At 61.9% G+C, this 16,318-nt stretch carries 11 protein-coding genes and 2 pseudogenes; 3 read left to right on the top strand and 10 right to left on the bottom strand.

What is annotated here, in order from left to right; all coding sequences use genetic code 11:
* Nucleotides 1-174: 174 nt before the first annotated feature.
* The 3 genes and pseudogenes from NUV89_RS29990 to NUV89_RS20645 all read left to right on the top strand — a co-directional run.
* Nucleotides 175-1,233: pseudogene (locus NUV89_RS29990) on the top strand (methyl-accepting chemotaxis protein); the annotation flags it as partial.
* A gap of 144 nt (nucleotides 1,234-1,377) precedes the next feature.
* Nucleotides 1,378-2,091 carry a methyl-accepting chemotaxis protein gene (locus NUV89_RS29995; RefSeq protein ID WP_374684531.1) on the top strand — a complete coding sequence of 238 codons (714 nt, stop codon included), beginning with the start codon at nucleotides 1,378-1,380 and terminating at the stop codon, nucleotides 2,089-2,091.
* Nucleotides 2,092-2,193: 102 nt separating this feature from the next.
* Nucleotides 2,194-4,101, top strand: coding sequence for a methyl-accepting chemotaxis protein (locus NUV89_RS20645; protein WP_257782759.1), 1,908 nt, complete (start codon nucleotides 2,194-2,196; stop codon nucleotides 4,099-4,101).
* Nucleotides 4,102-4,281: 180 nt separating this feature from the next.
* On the opposite strand, the gene NUV89_RS20650 is transcribed toward NUV89_RS20645, so the two are convergent.
* The 10 genes and pseudogenes from NUV89_RS20650 to choX all read right to left on the bottom strand — a co-directional run bounded on the left by NUV89_RS20650 (nucleotide 4,282) and on the right by choX (nucleotide 16,153).
* Nucleotides 4,282-5,016: an amino acid ABC transporter ATP-binding protein gene (locus tag NUV89_RS20650; protein WP_017738829.1), complete on the bottom strand. Its 735-nt coding sequence runs from the start codon at nucleotides 5,014-5,016 to the stop codon at nucleotides 4,282-4,284.
* A complete protein-coding gene (locus NUV89_RS20655) occupies nucleotides 5,009-5,968 on the bottom strand; it encodes an amino acid ABC transporter permease (RefSeq protein ID WP_257782760.1) in 960 nt (319 codons plus the stop codon). Before NUV89_RS20655 ends, NUV89_RS20650 begins: the two co-directional genes overlap by 8 nt.
* Nucleotides 5,969-6,110: 142 nt before the next feature.
* Nucleotides 6,111-6,908, bottom strand: a complete 798-nt coding sequence (locus NUV89_RS20660; RefSeq protein ID WP_026137058.1) for a transporter substrate-binding domain-containing protein — start codon at nucleotides 6,906-6,908, stop codon at nucleotides 6,111-6,113.
* Nucleotides 6,909-7,127: 219 nt separating this feature from the next.
* Nucleotides 7,128-7,928 (bottom strand): transporter substrate-binding domain-containing protein, encoded by an 801-nt coding sequence (locus NUV89_RS20665; RefSeq protein WP_257782761.1) that lies wholly within the window; start codon nucleotides 7,926-7,928, stop codon nucleotides 7,128-7,130.
* Nucleotides 7,929-8,112: 184 nt separating this feature from the next.
* Nucleotides 8,113-10,685, bottom strand: a pseudogene (mdoH, locus tag NUV89_RS20670) (glucans biosynthesis glucosyltransferase MdoH); the annotation flags it as partial.
* The gene (locus NUV89_RS20675) at nucleotides 10,678-12,414 is read right to left on the bottom strand and encodes a glucan biosynthesis protein G (protein ID WP_308220199.1); all 1,737 of its coding nucleotides are present in this window, start codon (nucleotides 12,412-12,414) and stop codon (nucleotides 10,678-10,680) included. The pseudogene mdoH and the gene NUV89_RS20675, both read right to left, overlap by 8 nt.
* Nucleotides 12,415-12,681: 267 nt before the next feature.
* Nucleotides 12,682-13,119 carry a D-aminoacyl-tRNA deacylase gene (dtd, locus tag NUV89_RS20680; RefSeq protein ID WP_257782762.1) on the bottom strand — a complete coding sequence of 146 codons (438 nt, stop codon included), beginning with the start codon at nucleotides 13,117-13,119 and terminating at the stop codon, nucleotides 12,682-12,684.
* The gene (gene pip / locus NUV89_RS20685; RefSeq protein ID WP_257782763.1) at nucleotides 13,116-14,087 is read right to left on the bottom strand and encodes a prolyl aminopeptidase; all 972 of its coding nucleotides are present in this window, start codon (nucleotides 14,085-14,087) and stop codon (nucleotides 13,116-13,118) included. The genes dtd and pip overlap by 4 nt, the downstream gene beginning before the upstream one ends.
* A 103-nt stretch (nucleotides 14,088-14,190) precedes the next feature.
* Nucleotides 14,191-15,126, bottom strand: a complete 936-nt coding sequence (locus NUV89_RS20690; protein WP_257782764.1) for an alpha/beta hydrolase — start codon at nucleotides 15,124-15,126, stop codon at nucleotides 14,191-14,193.
* Between the two features lie 91 nt (nucleotides 15,127-15,217).
* Nucleotides 15,218-16,153, bottom strand: a complete 936-nt coding sequence (gene choX / locus NUV89_RS20695; RefSeq protein ID WP_257782765.1) for a choline ABC transporter substrate-binding protein — start codon at nucleotides 16,151-16,153, stop codon at nucleotides 15,218-15,220.
* Nucleotides 16,154-16,318: the final 165 nt, after the last annotated feature.

The following is a 16,318-nucleotide window of genomic DNA, read 5'->3' on the forward strand; positions in this document are numbered from 1 at the left end:
TGTGGGAGCGGGCTTGCTCGCGAAAGCAGTGGGTCAGTCGACGTATTCGTTAACTGACACACCGTCTTCGCGAGCAAGCCCGCTCCCACATTTGACCTGCGTCGCTACAGAATCCCCGACACATGCCGATACTCTCTGAATAAGTCCAAGCCTTGTTCCAGGGGAGTTCGCAGCATGTATCGTTGGTTAGCCGAAAAGCTGGGGAATGTCAGCGTCAAATCCAAGCTGGGTGTAGGTTTTGGCCTGGTATTACTGCTCACCCTATTGATAACCTTCACCGGCTGGAGCGGCCTGAGCGGCGTCATCAGCCGGGGTGACAAGCTGGGCTTCATCTCCAGCGTCAATGAGCTGACCAAGGACCTGCGACTGGCGCGCCTGGACTACGAAATGCGCCGTGGCGAACAAGGCCCGGCAACGGTCAATACGCTGCTGGGGCAACTGGAAAGCGGCCTGAAAACCGCCGACAGCCTGATCGACCAGCCCGCCGACAACCGCCTGGTGGACGACCAACTGGTCGCCGTCGATCAATACCGTCGCGCCTTCGAGGCCATGGTCCAGGCCGGTGCCAACCGTGAAAATGCGCGCAGCAAGCTGGGCGACACCGCCGACAATGCGGTGCTGAAGGTCGGCGAGATCGAAAAAGCCCTGCTGCAAGGCGACAGCGTCAGCCAGTTCAACAGCGTGGTGGACCTGAGCAAGTTGATCCAACAGGCACGCTTCCAGGTGCGCGGCTACACCTACAGTGGCAAGACTGAGGCCGAACAGCCCGCGCTGGATGCCATCGACAACGCCCTGAAGAACATCACCCGCCTGAACGGCCAGATCCCCGATCAATATTCGACCAACCTGCAACAGGCCAGCGTGTCGCTGCAAGCCTACCGCGCGGCGGTCAGCCAGTACCGCGACTCCCAGGTCGCCACCGCAGCGGCGATGAAAATCATGGCCGAGCAAGGCGATATCCTGCTCGACCGCAGCAAAAAACTCACCGCGTCGCAGACGGTGGTGCGTGACAACGAGGCGGCACAAGCCAAGCAATTGTTGGCGCTGGCCACCGTGCTGGCGCTGGTCTTCGGCCTGATCGCCGCCTGGGCCATCACCCGCCAGATCATCATCCCGCTGAGCCAGACCCTCAAAGTCGCTGAGCGCGTAGCCTCCGGCGACCTGAGCCACAACCTCGACTCCGCGCGCCAGGACGAACTGGGCCAACTGCAACGGGCCATGCAAAGCATGACCGTGGGCCTGCGTGAGTTGATCGGCGGCATCAGCGACGGCGTCACCCAGATCGCCAGCGCCGCCGAGCAACTGTCGGCCGTGACCGAACAGACCAGCGCCGGGGTCAACAGCCAGAAAGTCGAAACCGACCAGGTCGCCACCGCCATGAACGAGATGGCCGCCACCGTGCAGGAAGTGGCACGCAACGCCGAGGAAGCCTCCGAGGCCGCCGTCGCCGCTGACCAACAGGCCCGCGAAGGCGACAAGGTGGTCGGCGAAGCCATCGCCCAGATCGAACGCCTGGCCACCGAAGTCGGCAACTCCACCCTGGCCATGGGCGATCTGAAACGCGAAAGCGACAAGATCGGCAGCGTTCTCGACGTCATTAAATCCGTGGCCCAGCAAACCAACCTGCTGGCCCTCAACGCCGCGATCGAAGCCGCCCGCGCCGGTGAAGCCGGGCGTGGCTTCGCGGTGGTGGCCGATGAAGTGCGCAGCCTGGCCCAGCGCACGCAGAAGTCCACCGAAGAGATCGAAGAGTTGATCGTCGGCCTGCAAAGCGGCACCCAGCAGGTGGCGACCATCATGGACAACAGCCGTGGCCTCACCGACAGCAGTGTCGAGCTGACCCGCCGCGCCGGCGCCGCATTGGGCAATATCACGCGCACGGTCTCGACCATCCAGGCGATGAACTCGCAGATCGCCACCGCCGCCGAACAACAGAGCGCCGTGGCCGAAGAGATCAACCGCAGCGTGCTGAATGTGCGTGACGTGTCGGAACAAACCTCTTCGGCCAGTGAGGAAACTGCCGCGTCCAGCGCGGAACTGGCGCGCCTGGGGATTTACCTGCAAACGTTGGTAGGACGCTTCCGCATCTAACAGTTTGTGAAATTTCCTACGCCGTTATCAGCCCGGTAGCCGCCCAAATCGATTTAGCGTTTCCGTTACTGCGAAACGCTTTTTCAGATTGGGAGGTGCACCATGTTTCCTCGGCTGACCCGCTTGCTGGTCAACGCCAGCGTCCGCCTCAAGCTTGCCCTGGGTTTCGGGCAGGTCCTGGTGCTCAGTCTCACCATCGCCGTGACCGGCTGGCAGGCGCTGAATGCCGTGCTTTACCGCTCAGGCAACCTGAGCGCCCTCGGGCAACTGGCCGCTGATGCCCAGGCCATGCGGGCCGACCGCATCGTGTACCGCACCCTCACCGACACGGCCAGCCTGGGCAAGATGGCAACCCACATTGAAAAAATCGAGCGGCACCTGGCGTTCTTTGCCGGCCGCATGCGTGATCCTGCCGACCAACAGCGACTCCAGGAGGCGACGCGCCTGGTTGCCGCCTTCAAGGCTGCCTTGGTGGAATTGCCCCCGCTGATCGAGCAACGCGAGAACACCCGCTCGCCCCTCGGCAAAACCGCGTTGCAAGCCAGCGACACCCTCGCTCAAGTGGCCAGCGAACTGCCGGATCAGCAAGACCAGCAAGCGCTAGACAGTATCGAGCAGCTGCGCCAGGCCATCGCCCAGGCCGAAGACAGCGCCGTACGCCCGGCCTGGGCCGCAGTGTCGCTGCAAGCCTATGCCGAGGCCGTCGGCGCCGCCTTGGACGCCCTGGATATCGCCCAGGCCGCCGTCACCCGCCTGCCCGTTGACGCAACGCTGCTCAAGACCGACCTGGCCCACTATCGCGAGCAACTGCAACGGCTCAAGGAGGCGCAGGTCACCACCGAGACCGCACAGAACCGCTTTGAGCAACAACTCGACCAGTTACTGGAGCAAAGCCACCAACTGAGCCAGGCCCAGACCATCAAGCGCGACAACGAGGCCCGGCACACCCGCACCCTGCTGGTGGGTGTGACCGCCGCGGCTTTGCTGCTCGGCACCCTCGCCGCCTGGTGGATCGCCCGGCAGATCGTGGTGCCCCTGCGTCAGGTGCTGGCGGCCGCCAGCCGTATCGCCAAGGGGGACTTGAGCCGCGACGTGCCGGTGGCGCGCCGTGATGAACTCGGCCAATTGCAACGCAGCATGGGGGACATGACGGGCAACCTGCGCACGCTGATAAGTGGCATCGGTGACAGCGCCCAGCAGATTGGCAGCGCGGCCGCGCAGTTGGCGGCCGTCTCCCAACAGACCCGCGACGGCATCCACCACCAGAAAGCAGAAACCGACCAGGTGGCCACGGCCATGAATGAAATGCTGGCCACCGCCCAGGAGGTCGCCCGACACGCCGAGCAAGCGTCAGTGGCGGCCCATGAGGCGGATCAACAAACCAGCATCGGTGACCAGGTGGTGACCCAGGCGGTTGAACACATCGGTCATCTGGCCGATGAAATGACCCGCGCCAGCCAGGCGATGCTGGCCTTGCAACAGGAAAGCCAGAAGATCGGCAGCGTGCTGGAAGTGATCAAGTCGGTGTCCCAGCAAACCAATTTGCTGGCCCTGAACGCCGCCATCGAAGCCGCACGGGCCGGCAGCGCAGGCGAAGGGTTCGCCGTGGTCGCCGATGAGGTACGCAGCCTGGCCCAACGCACCCAAGCCTCGGCCGAAGAAATCGAAGAATTGATCCGCTGCCTTCATGCCGGCACCCAGCAGGTGGCCGATATCATGCACAGTAGCCGCACCCTGACCGACAACAGCGTCGGCCTCACCCGCAATGCCGGCGACGCGCTGGCGGCGATTGCCGACACAGTGTCGATCATCCAGGAAATGAACCCACAGATCGCCGCTGCCGCCGAAGAACAAAGCGCGGTGGCCGAGGAAATCAATCGCAGTGTGTTGAAGGTGCGCGATGTGTCCGAACAGACCGCCGCCGCCAGTGAGGAAACGGCGGCGGCGAGTGTTCAGTTGACGCGGTTGAGCGTGGACCTGCAGGCGCTGGTGGGCAAGTTCAGGCTCTGATCCTGTAGATTGCAAGGCTGTTGTGGCGAGCGAGCTTGCTCGCGCTGGGCCGCGCAGCGGCCCCAACAAGATCGCCGCGTTCTTTCAGGCAGAATGCGGAGGCAGGTTTTGGGGCTGCTTCGCACCCCAGCGCGAGCAAGCTCGCTCGCCACAACAAGCTCGCTAGCCACAGGAAGCCGGTTACAGAACCTGACGCAGGAAAGCCTGGGCACGCGGGTCTTTAGGCGCGTCGAAGAACTCGGCCGGGGCCGCGTCTTCCAGCAGTTTGCCGTGATCGAAGAACAACACGCGGTCGGCCACTTCACGGGCAAAACCCATTTCGTGGGTGACGCAGACCATGGTCATGCCTTCCAGGGCCAGGGTCTTCATCACGTCCAGCACTTCGCCGACCATTTCCGGGTCGAGCGCCGAGGTGGGTTCATCGAACAGCATCACCTTGGGCTCCATGGCCAGCGCGCGGGCAATCGCGACCCGTTGCTGTTGGCCGCCGGAAAGGCGTGAGGGAAACTCATTGGCCTTCTGCGCAATGCCGACCTTTTCCAGCAGCGCCAGGGCCTTGGCCTCGCGCTCCTTTTTACCGCGCTTGCGCACGACCTTTTGCGCCAGGCAGAGGTTTTCCAGCACGGTCATGTGGGGGAACAGGTTGAAGTGCTGGAACACCATGCCGACTTCGCGGCGATAGGCGTTCACGTCGGTCTTCGGGTCGGCCAGTTGCAGGCCGTCGATGCTCACCGAGCCCGAGTCGAACTCTTCCAGGCCATTGAGGCAACGCAGGAAGGTGGACTTGCCGGAACCCGACGGGCCGATCACCACCAGCACTTCGCCCTTGGCCACCTGGGTGGTGACATGGTCCACCGCGCGCACCACATGGCCACGGGTGTCGAAGACTTTTACCAGATCGCGGACTTCAATCACTTTGCGCGAGCCTCCGCTCAAGCCGGCTGGCCATTTTCGACAGCGGCAGGTTTATCAACAGGTACAAGCCTGCAACGCAGAACAGGATTTCAAACGGCGAGAACGAGGTGGTGATCACTTCGCGACCGCTTTTGAGCAGTTCGGTAATGGCGATCACCGAGACCAGCGAGGTGTCTTTCACCAGGCTGATGAATTGCCCGGCCAGCGGCGGCAGCACGCGCTTGAACGCCTGCGGCAACACCACATGGCGCATCGACTGGCTGGCGCTGAGGCCCAGGGAGCGGGCGGCTTCGTTCTGGCCACGGGTAATGGACTGCACGCCGGCGCGCACGATCTCTGCCACGTAGGCACCGGTGAACAGCGACAGCGCGGCGATCCCGGCAAATTCCCGGGACAGGTTGAGCACCGTGCCGATAAAGAAGTAGAAGATGAAGATCTGCACCAACAGCGGCGTGCCGCGTACCAGTTCGACGTAGATCGTCGACAGATCGCGCAAGGTCGGGTTGTTGGACAGCCGGCACAGGCCGGTCGCCAAACCGATCGCCAAGCCGAGGATGCCGGAGACCACCGACAGCCACAGCGTGGTCCACAAGCCCCACATCAACGGGCCCAACGCCCACTGCCGGGTTACACCGATCACGTCGCCTTCGGCCACGTCATCGCCGCGCGCCACTTGCAGGCTGTTGTCGGCCACGGTCAGCTTTTGCTCGGCGCCCGCGTCGTTGCGCAGGGTCACTTCGGCGACGTCGCCTTTGCGCACCAGCTCGACCACGGTGGAAATATCCGCCGCGCGCTGGGACGTTTCAGCCTGGTAGGCGAAGTACTGCGGTACGCGGTTCCAGCGCCACTCGTAGGACATCAACGAGGTGGCGTAGTACAAGGCGCCGGCCAGGCCAACCAGCACGACCACGGTCAGCAGGTGCCAGGGCCATTGGGCTTTTTTCTGTTTCATTTAACTTTCCGCGATGTGTGTTGCCTGTGAGGCCGCCATCGCGGGCAAGCCCGCTCCCACACTTGACCGAGTTCCAACATGAAAATGCGGTCAAAATGTGGGAGCGGGCTTGCTCGCGAAGGGCGCGACTCGGTCTAAACCTTTATTCCATGTCCTTGAGCCACTCGGAGCTCTTGAACCACTTGTCATGGATGCGATCGTAGGTGCCGTCGTTACGGATCTGGTGCAGGAAATTGTTGATGAAGTTGATGCTGTCGTAATCGCCTTTCTTCAGGCCAAACGCCAGGGGTTCGAAGGTGAACGGTTCTTCGAGGAACACCAGCTTGCCGTTACCGACTTTCTTCTCGGCAACCACGTTGTACGGCGCGTCATACACAAAGGCATCGGCCTTGCCGTTGACCACGTCCAGCACGCCTTCCTGCTCATTGTCATAGCCGTGGTACTTGGCTTTGGAGATCAGCTTCTTGGCGACCATCTCACCGGTGGTGCCCAGCTTGGAGGTCAGGCGGTATTTCTCGTCATTCAGGTCTTTGTAGGACTTGATGGTGCCTTCCAGGTCCTTGCGGATCAGCAGGGTCTGGCCGACCACGATAAAGGGTTCGCTGAAGTTAAGGCGCAGGTTGCGTTCCTGGGTCAGGGTCATGCCGCTGCCGATCATGTCGAACTTGCCGGTCAGGAAGGCCGGGATGATGCCGTCGTAACCGGTGGACACCAGCTCCAGCTTGACGCCCATGGACTTGGCCATGGCCTTGAGGATGTCCACTTCGAAGCCGATGATTTCACCGCGCTTGTCAGTCATTTCGAACGGCATGTAGGTCGGGTCCATGCCGACTTTCAGCGTGCCGCGCTTGACCGCATCGTCGATCGCACCGGCCTGGGCCGCATTGGCCGCGACCAGCGCGGTGACGCCGAGCAGCAGCATCGAAAGATACTTTTTCATCATCAAGTCCCCTGAACGATTCTTATAAGGTCGGCGCGCAAAAGGGCCGCACCATAACGGGATGCGATCCTAACCCACTCGCTGCCCGTCACAAAGGTTTCACGGGTATTTGTTGTCGCCGTATGCCAGAAAAGCCCTACAAAACCCGGGGGAACCACAGGCGTAGACGCGTCAGCGCCCGAGCGTGGCAATCGACTGATATGTAAGCAGTTATGACTTTCACTCAATATCCGCCATCCAGGCCGTGTCCTTGAACCACTTGTCGTGCAGCCGATCATAGGTGCCGTCCTGGGCCACCTGGTTGAGGAAGTGGTTGATCCAGTTGAGGCTGTCGTAATCGCCTTTTTTCAGGCCGAACGCCAGCGGTTCGTAGGTAAAAGGTTGTTCGAGGGCAAACAGGCTGGCGTTTTCTGGCCGGCTGATGGCGATCAGGTTGTACGGCGCGTCGTGGACAAACGCATCGGCCTTGCCTTCCACCACGTGCCGCACGCCTTCTTCCGGCGTGGTGAAACTGCTGAGCCGGGCTGCCCCCAGAAACCGTTGCGCCGCCATTTCCCCCGTGGTGCCGGCAGTGGCCGCGATCCGGTAGCCCGCCTCATCCAGGTCTTCGATGCTGGTGACCTTGCCCGCCAGTCTGGAGTGCAGCAGCACGGTCTGGCCCACCACCATGAAGGCATCGCTGAAATTCAACTTGAGATTGCGTTGCTGGGTGACGGTCATGCCGCTGCCGATCAGGTCGAAGCGCTTCGCCATGAGCCCCGACAGCAGTTCGGTATAAGGCACCGCGACCAACTCCAACTCGACGTCGAGGGCACGGCTCATGGCCTGGAGCAAATCGATTTCAAAGCCGACGATGCGCCCCTGCCGGTCGGTCATTTCAAAGGGCACATAGGTGGGCGTGGTGCCTACCTTGAGCACGCCACGCCGCACGGCGTCATCCAGGGCGCCGGCCTGCAGCGGGCCACCGAACATCAATGCGACAGCGCCTATCAGCAATGCCGAACCATACCTTTTGAACATGAATATCCCCGTGACGAGTCAAATTTGCGGGGCGATGCTAACCCAGCCGCAGGCACGGCAATACGCCTCGACAAAGGGACTTTTGTTTCGAAATAACAAGGAGTTAGGGCAAAAAGGAAGAAGCGCAAAACGCTGTAGGACCAGCGTTTGAAACACCCCCGGAGTGAACCCCCGGGGGCGTCTGAATCAGGCCGGTTGGGCCTGGGAGACTTGCGGTTGCAGCGGCAGTAACGGCGCGTGCGGATCAGCCTTGATCGATTCACGCCACGCCCCCAGCCACTCGGCATGCCCTTCGCTCCAGACCTGCTCGTGCAGGCGGGCCAGGGCGACCGGGTCACTGAGCAAGGCCACGCGTTCGCCGTTGTTGAGGCCGGCAGGGCCGACTTTCAACGCATGGCGTACGCGCTCGGCGCGCAGGTACTCGATGGGCTCCGCTTCGCGGTGACGCGAGGTCGCCAGGGCACAGGCCAGGGCGTTCTGCTGCGGGTCGACCACGGCCCGTACAAAGCCGTCGTTGAGTGCATGCCAACGGTTTTCGTGGGTGTACTTCTCGGTGGACAGCAGCGCCTGCGGCGGATTGTATTCCTCGGGAATGAGGAACAGGCTCTCGTCGCGGGACTTGAGGCCCAGCTTGACCCGGCTGGAAATCACCGAGACCGGGATCGATAGCATCAGCGAACCGACGATCGGCACCAGCCACCACAGGAAGCTCGGGTTCAGCCACACCACCAACAGTGCCCACAGGAAGCCCAGCACGGTTTGCGGACCGTGGCGCTTGACCGCCTCGCTCCATGGCGTGGAGTCGTCGTCACGCTGTGGCGAGTTCCAGGTTGCGGCCCAGCCGAGGAACGCGGCCAGGACGAAACGGGTGTGGAAGATCATCCGCACCGGCGCCAGCAGCATGGAGAACAGCATCTCCAGCAGCATCGACAGGGTCACCTTGAACTTGCCACCGAACTCTTTCGCGCCCTTGGCCCAGATCAGGATGATGCTCAGCAGTTTTGGCAGGAACAGCAGTACGATGGTGGTGGAGAACAGCGCCACCGCCTTGTCCGGATGCCATTGTGGCCACAGCGGGTACAACTGGCGCGGGGCCATGAAGTATTGCGGCTCCATCAGGGTGTTCACCGCCAACAACGCGGTAGACAGCACCAGGAACAGGAACCACAGCGGCGCCGACAGGTAGGACATCACGCCGGTGAGAAACACCGCACGGTGCACCGGGTGCATGCCCTTGACCAGGAACAGGCGGAAGTTCATCAAGTTGCCGTGGCACCAGCGGCGGTCACGCTTGAGTTCGTCCAGCAGGTTCGGCGGCAGTTCTTCGTAGCTGCCCGGCAGATCGTAGGCAATCCACACGCCCCAGCCGGCACGGCGCATCAGCGCCGCTTCAACGAAGTCGTGGGACAGAATCGAACCGGCGAACGCGCCTTTGCCCGGCAACGGCGCCAGGGCGCAGTGCTCGATGAACGGCTTCATGCGGATGATTGCGTTGTGACCCCAATAGTGGGATTCACCCAGCTGCCAGAAGTGCAGGCCGGCGGTGAACAGCGGGCCGTACACACGGGTGGCAAACTGCTGCATGCGCGCATACAGGGTGTCCATGCCCGACGCACGCGGCGCGGTCTGGATAATCCCGGCATCCGGCGTGGCTTCCATCAGGCGCACCAGGCTGGTCAGGCACTCGCCGCTCATCACGCTGTCGGCGTCGAGAACGACCATGTACTTGTAGTCACCGCCCCAGCGACGGCAGAAGTCGTCGAGGTTGCCGCTCTTGCGTTTGACGCGACGGCGACGGCGACGATAGAAGATCTTGCCGAAACCACCGGCTTCGCGGCACACGTCGAGCCAGGCTTGCTGTTCGGCGATGCAGATGTCGGCGTCGTTACTGTCGCTGAGCACGAAGAAGTCGAAGCGGTCCAGGTCGCCCGTGGCGGCCACCGATTCGAAGGTCGCGCGCAGACCGGCGAATACCCGGGGCACGTCTTCGTTGCAGATCGGCATCACCAGCGCGGTGCGCGCGTCCTTCGGAATCGGCTCGTCACCGGCACTTTTACCGGAGATGCGGTATTTATCGTGACCGGTCAGCAGTTCCAGGAAGCCCATCAACGCGGTCCAGAAACCCGCCGACACCCAGCAGAACAAGATCCCGAACATAATCAGGATGCTGGTTTGCAGGGCGTAAGGCAGCACCTGGGTGGCGGTTTGCAGCAGGGTCTGGTTGCGGATTTCGTCGAAGTCCACCAGCGACCAGCCCTGGTACGGCATGATGCCTTTCATGTACCAGCCGGCAACGATGGTCTGGCCGAGCATCAGCACCAGCAGGATGTAGCGACGGATCGAACCCACGGTACGCCAGCGCGCGGCCGGCAATACACGTTCGTCTTTCGGCGGTTTCGGCGGGTTGGTGCGACCGGTCATCCGGCGCCAACCGCGCACCAGGATGTTGGTGCGCCAAGGCTCGGGCACCACTTTGGTGCGACGGATCGGCGGCGTGGCTTTCAGGCACACGCGACCTTCGGCGTCGAGCACGAGCATTTCCGCGTCTTGCAGCTCTTCGGCGCTGTTGAGCAGCAGCCGCGAGCCCACCGACGCTTGGGCGGCGTCGGTCGGGGCGTCGAAGGTGGACGACGACAAGCGTTCGTGCAATTCGCTGAAAGACGTGCAGCCCGCCAGCTCGGCGCGCTGCTCGGCCGTCATCGGCAGGTGCGCCAGGTACTCTTGCAGCGTCTCTGGCGTGGCTGGGGAATTACTCATCGGCAGGCAACTGATAGCTCCAGGTCTCGGTCAGGACTTGTTCGGTCTTGATCGGCTCCGGTGTGGCTGGGGCAGCTTCTGGCTGCTTGTCTTTCGCGTCTTTTGCGTCTTTCTTGGCCTGCTTCTCGTGTTGCTTGGCCAGGACCTTGTCGGCTTTGAGCACGTGGCTCGAATCCTTCTCAGGCTCGGGCTTGACGATGTCCTGCACCAGGGCCGCACGCATTTCGGTCGGCTTGCCTGCGTCCTTGATCTTCATGCGCAGGGTCAGGCGCCAGCCTTTGGTGTGTTCGTTGTAGCGCACGCTGTTTTCAACCAGTTCAGCGTTATCGCCAACACTCACCTGGCTGCGCACCGGGGCGTCCGCCGGCAGTGCCTTGAGGGACGGGCCCTCGAAGTCCACCAGGTAGGCCACGCTGCCGTCCGGCTGACGGATCAGATTGGACTGCTTCACGTCACCGGTGGAACGCAGGGTCTGCTTGACCCAGGCGCTGTCGGCCGGGTGCAGGGATTTTTCGTCCATGGTCCAGTGCAGGCGGTAGGCAATGTCTAGCGGCTCACCGACTTTCGGCAACTCGGCCGGGCTCCAGAAGGCAACGATGTTGTCGTTGGTTTCGTCGGCGGTCGGGATCTCTACCAGGTCGACGGAACCCTTGCCCCAGTCGCCTTCAGGCTCGATCCAGGCGCTTGGGCGCTTGTCGTAGTTGTCGTCGAGGTCTTCGTAGTGGCTGAAATCGCGGCCACGTTGCAGCAGGCCGAAACCTTTCGGGTTTTCGACGGTGAAGTTGCTGACCGACAGGTGTTTAGGGTTGTTCAGTGGGCGCCAGATCCACTCGCCGTTGCCGGCATGGATCGACAGGCCGCTGGAATCGTGCAGCTCACGACGGTAGTTGAGCACCTTGGACGGCTGGTTCGCGCCGAACAGGAACATGCTCGTCAGCGGGGCCACGCCCAGCTTGCTGACCTTGTCGCGCAGGTACATCTGGGATTTCACGTCGACAATGGTGTCGGAGCCCGGACGCAGGGTCAGGCGATAAGCACCGGTGGCACGCGGCGAATCCAGCAGGGCAAAGATCACCAGCTGCTTCTCACCCGGTTTCGGGCGCTCGATCCAGAACTCGGTGAAACGCGGGAATTCTTCGCCAGACGGCAACGCGGTGTCGATCGCCATGCCACGGGCGGACAAGCCATAGGCCTGGCCCTTGCCGACGACGCGGAAGTAGCTGGCGCCGAGCATGGTCATGATTTCGTCTTGCTTATCGGCCTTGTTGATCGGGTACAGCACACGGAAACCGGCATAACCCAGTTGTTCGGTGGCTTTTGGATCAAGCTTCATGTCGCCGAAATCGAAACGCGATGCGTCGTATTTGATTTCGTTGACGCTGTCGGCCGTGACTTCGTTGATTTTCACCGGCGTATCGAAGTGCATACCCTGGTGATAGAAGGACAGCTTGAATGGGGTGTTCTGATCGACCCACTCGGCTTTTTCGTTGCGGAAACGAATCTTCTGGTAATCAGCGAATTTCATTTCGCGGAATTCGTTCGGCAGATTGCTGCGCGGCGCTTCGTATTTCTGCCCGGCCAGCTCTTTAGCCTTGGCCGACACATCATCCAGACTGAATGCCCACAGTTGACCCGCGCCGAACAGGCAAAACAGGGCAGAGCCCGTCACCAGTGCGTTTCGTAACCGTTTGGCAGACAATTTTGGTGCATTACAGGGACTAACAATCACGAGCAACCCTCGCCGAAAACAGATCAAAAAACCAACGGCCAGCTATCTATATGCCAGGTTGGCGAGCATTGTTCCGACTCCCCTGGGTCAAAATGATTCCCCATTGGCTATCGGACAAGTCTCTACCTAAGTCAAAAATGGACCAAACAACGCTGATCCCCGTAGCGCGCGATTATCTAGTAGCCCGCGAGACAACGCATCAGGGGCAACGAAGTATTTGTAGTGAAAACCTGCGTTTTTAGGCATTAAAAGTCGTTTTTAATACATTCATGTCTGGAGCAGGAAGGTCACAGGGCCATCATTGACCAAATGCACCTGCATATCGGCGCCAAAACGCCCCGACCCCACCTTGCCATGCAATTGTTGCGCTTGTAACAGCAAATGTTCGAAAAGCGCCGCACCCAAGGCCGGAGGGGCTGCCGTAGAGAAGCTCGGCCGCAACCCGCTCTTGGTGTCCGCCGCCAGGGTGAACTGCGATACCAGCAGCAAACCGCCGTCGATGTCCTTCAACGACAGGTTCATCTTGCCCTCATCGTCGCTGAACACCCGATAGTTAAGCAGCTTGTGCAACAGTTTGTCGGCGCTCTCGGCCGTGTCGCCCGGTTCGACCGCCACCAGCACCAGCAAACCCTGGTCGATGGCGCCGACAATTTCCCCGGCAACCTCGACCCGGGCGCCACGCACCCGCTGCAACAGGCCCTTCATGCTTCTTCGGGCGGCAGGTCGAGCAGGCGCCGGGCCATCTCGCCGGTCGCACGCACCAACGCATCGGTAATACCGGGCTCGGACGCCGCATGCCCGGCCTCGCGAATTACCTGCAATTCACTGTTGGGCCACGCCTGATGCAGCTCCCAAGCGTTATCCAACGGGCAGATCATATCGTAGCGGCCATGAATGATTACGCCAGGCAGATGGGCGATCTTGTGCATGTCGCGGATCAGCTGGTTGGGCTCCAGGAAGGAGTTGTTGGTGAAGTAGTGGCACTCGATCCGCGCGATGGACAGCGCGCGCTGCGGCTCGGAAAACCGCTCGACATGCTGCGGGCTCGGGCACAGGCCGAGCATGCGCCCTTCCCAGCCGGACCACGCCTTGGCCGCGTGCATCTGGGCGATCTGGTCGTTGCCGGTGAGGCGCTTGTGGTAGGCCGCGATCATGTCGTGGCGCTCCTCCACCGGGATCGGCGCGATGTAATCCTGCCAGTAATCCGGGAACAGGCGGCTCGCGCCTTCCTGGTAGAACCAATGAATGTCTTGCGGGCGGGCGAGGAAGATGCCGCGCACGATCAGGCCAAGCACACGTTCAGGGTGGGTTTGCGCGTAGGCCAGGGCCAGGGTCGAGCCCCAGGAACCGCCGAACAGCACCCACTTGTCGATGCCCAGGTGCTCGCGGATGCGCTCAAGGTCGGCGACCAGGTCCCAGGTGGTGTTGTTTTCCAGGCTCGCACGCGGGGTAGAACGCCCGCAGCCACGCTGGTCGAAGGTGACAATGTGATACAGGTTCGGATCGAAATAGCAGCGGCTGTTGGCATCGCAACCGGCGCCAGGGCCACCGTGGATGAAGACGACGGGCAAGCCTTCGGGGGAGCCACTTTCGTCGACGTACAGGGTGTGCGTGTCATCGACGGCCAGATCGTGCCGGGCGTAGGGTTTGATCTGTGGAAACCAAGTCTGCATTGCGCGCTCCGTAAGGGGTCGGGTTCATCCCTGGGGGGACGTCTTTTATTTTGCCGTCTGGCACTATAAACCCGAATTGTGCAATGAGCATGTCCTTGAGCGCTTAGACCTGTGTCAGCCCTTCGCTCCTCAGGTAACCCAGCAAGTAGTCGTAGAGTTGATCCACCTCCGCCGCCTGCCGCCGCGCCCGCAGGCAGCCATGGATCAGGCCCTTGCCGGGATACAACAGCGTCTCCACGCCCGCCGCGTGCAGGCGTTCGGCGTAGAGCCTGCCATCGTCGCGCAGCGGGTCGAACTGGGCCACGGCGATAAAAGCCCTGGGCAGGCCGCTGAAATCGGTGGCCAGCAGCGGCATGCCGTAGGGCGACAGTTGAGCGTCGTCGCCCAGGTAAAGCGCTCGATAGTAGTCACTGTCGGCAGTGCTGAGCAGCGGCGCATCCCGGCAATCACGACGGGACGGTAAATCCGCCGGGCCGCCCAGCCCCGGATAGATCATCACCTGGGCCAGCGGCAACGCCTGCCCGGCGTCGCGCAACCCCTGGCATAACGCCGCCGCCAGGTTGCCGCCCGCACTGTCGCCCGCCACCACCAGCCGTCGCCGGTTGACGACATGCGGCCCCTGCCCCTTCTGGATCGCCTGCCACACCGCGCGGCAATCGTCGTACGCGGCCGGGAACGGGTGCTCGGGGGCCAAGCGGTAGTCGATGGCGATCACCAGCACCTGTAACTCATTGGCCAGTTCTGCGCAGATGAAGTCGTGGGAATCCAACCCGCCGACCACCCAGCCGCCGCCGTGCATATATAGAAGGCAGGGCCAACCGTCGGAGGGGGTGGCTGTGGTGGGTCGGTAACTGCGCACGGCTACGCCGCCCAGGGAAAAATCTTCTATTAGCAGGTCTTGCGGCGGTGGCGGGGTGAAGGCCTGGCACATGCGGTTGTAGTTCTGGCGCAGGCCGGCCAGGGAGGTATCGGCGCTGGTGAAGGATTCGGTTTTATCCACAAAGGCGCGCATTTGCGAAGATATCGGGTATTGGGACATACATAGACTTCCCTGACGATGGAGATCAACTGTGGGAGCTGGCTTGCCAGCTCCCACATTGCCCCTCTTTGTTTGACTTACCGTGTTTGGCTCAGGGTTTGAGGCTGGCCTGCACAGCCGCCACGCCATCCTGGCCATCAAACGCCGTCACCCCGGCCAGCCAGCGCTGCAGATCCTCGGGATGGTCACGCAGCCACTGCTTGGCCACGGCCTGGGGCGACTGGCGTGCCATGATCGGCACCATCAACTGGCTTTCCTGGGGGGCGGTAAAGGTAAGGTTTTCCAGCAGGCGGTTGGCGTTGGGACAACGCTCAGCGAAGTCCGGCGCGGTGACGGTAGAGACGGTAGCGCGGCCTTCATTGGGGCCGAACAGATCGTTACTGCCGGTCAGGTAGACCATGTCCATATTGATATTCATCGGGTGCGGGGTCCAACCAACGAAGACCACAAATTCCTTGCGGCTCACCGCACGCTGCACGGCGGCCAGCATCCCGGCTTCACCGGAGGCGACCAGCTTGAAGCTGCCCAGGCCGAAATCGTTGGCATCGATCATTTTTTGCAGGTCCGTATTGGCGGCGCTCCCCGGCTCAATACCGTAGATCTTGGTGCCCAATTGGTCCTTGAAGCGGGCGATATCGGCAAAGGTGTTCAACCCGGCATCGGCCACGTACTTCGGCACCGCCAACGTCGCCCGGGCCTCGGCAAGGCTTGGCGCATCAAGGACCTTGACCTGCTTGGCCGCCAGGAACGGGGCGATGTTCTTGTCCATCGCCGGTTTCCAATAACCCAGGAAGATATCCAGGCGTTTATCGCGAATACCGGCAAAAATCAGCTGCTGCACGGCCGTGGTTTGCTTGCTGTGATAGCCCAAGCCGCTGTACAGCACGTCGGCGATGGCAGAAGTGGCGACCACGTCGGTCCAACTGACCACGCCCATGCGGATGTTTTTGCAGGAGGCCGGTTCGGCGGCCATGGCTTGTGCACTGAACAGTGCGGCGACGATGAGGCTCAACAAGGTTTTTTTCATGACGGCGGTCTCACCCGGCTGTTGTTATTTCACAACCTTAACCAGTGGGGCCTGGGTGAACACGAACTGGGGCGACGGGCAATTGCACTGGGGCGACTGTGAGGCCGTCCTCGCGAGCAAGCCCGCTCCCACACTTGACCGAGTTCCAACTTTGGAATGCAGTCA

It is taken from the genome of Pseudomonas sp. 18.1.10, assembly GCF_024655625.1.
Classification (GTDB): Bacteria; Pseudomonadota; Gammaproteobacteria; order Pseudomonadales; family Pseudomonadaceae; genus Aquipseudomonas.

What these genes read in the sequence shown, in the direction of transcription:
- NUV89_RS20690 (WP_257782764.1), bottom strand. Translation starts at nt 15,126, where the DNA reads ATGTCCCAATACCCGATATCTTCGCAAATGCGCGCCTTTGTGGATAAA.
- pip (WP_257782763.1), bottom strand. Translation starts at nt 14,087, where the DNA reads ATGCAGACTTGGTTTCCACAGATCAAACCCTACGCCCGGCACGATCTG.
- NUV89_RS20660 (WP_026137058.1), bottom strand. Translation starts at nt 6,908, where the DNA reads ATGAAAAAGTATCTTTCGATGCTGCTGCTCGGCGTCACCGCGCTGGTC.
- dtd (WP_257782762.1), bottom strand. Translation starts at nt 13,119, where the DNA reads ATGAAGGGCCTGTTGCAGCGGGTGCGTGGCGCCCGGGTCGAGGTTGCC.
- NUV89_RS20655 (WP_257782760.1), bottom strand. Translation starts at nt 5,968, where the DNA reads ATGAAACAGAAAAAAGCCCAATGGCCCTGGCACCTGCTGACCGTGGTC.
- NUV89_RS29995 (WP_374684531.1), top strand. Translation starts at nt 1,378, where the DNA reads ATGAACGAGATGGCCGCCACCGTGCAGGAAGTGGCACGCAACGCCGAG.
- NUV89_RS20645 (WP_257782759.1), top strand. Translation starts at nt 2,194, where the DNA reads ATGTTTCCTCGGCTGACCCGCTTGCTGGTCAACGCCAGCGTCCGCCTC.
- choX (WP_257782765.1), bottom strand. Translation starts at nt 16,153, where the DNA reads ATGAAAAAAACCTTGTTGAGCCTCATCGTCGCCGCACTGTTCAGTGCA.
- NUV89_RS20665 (WP_257782761.1), bottom strand. Translation starts at nt 7,928, where the DNA reads ATGTTCAAAAGGTATGGTTCGGCATTGCTGATAGGCGCTGTCGCATTG.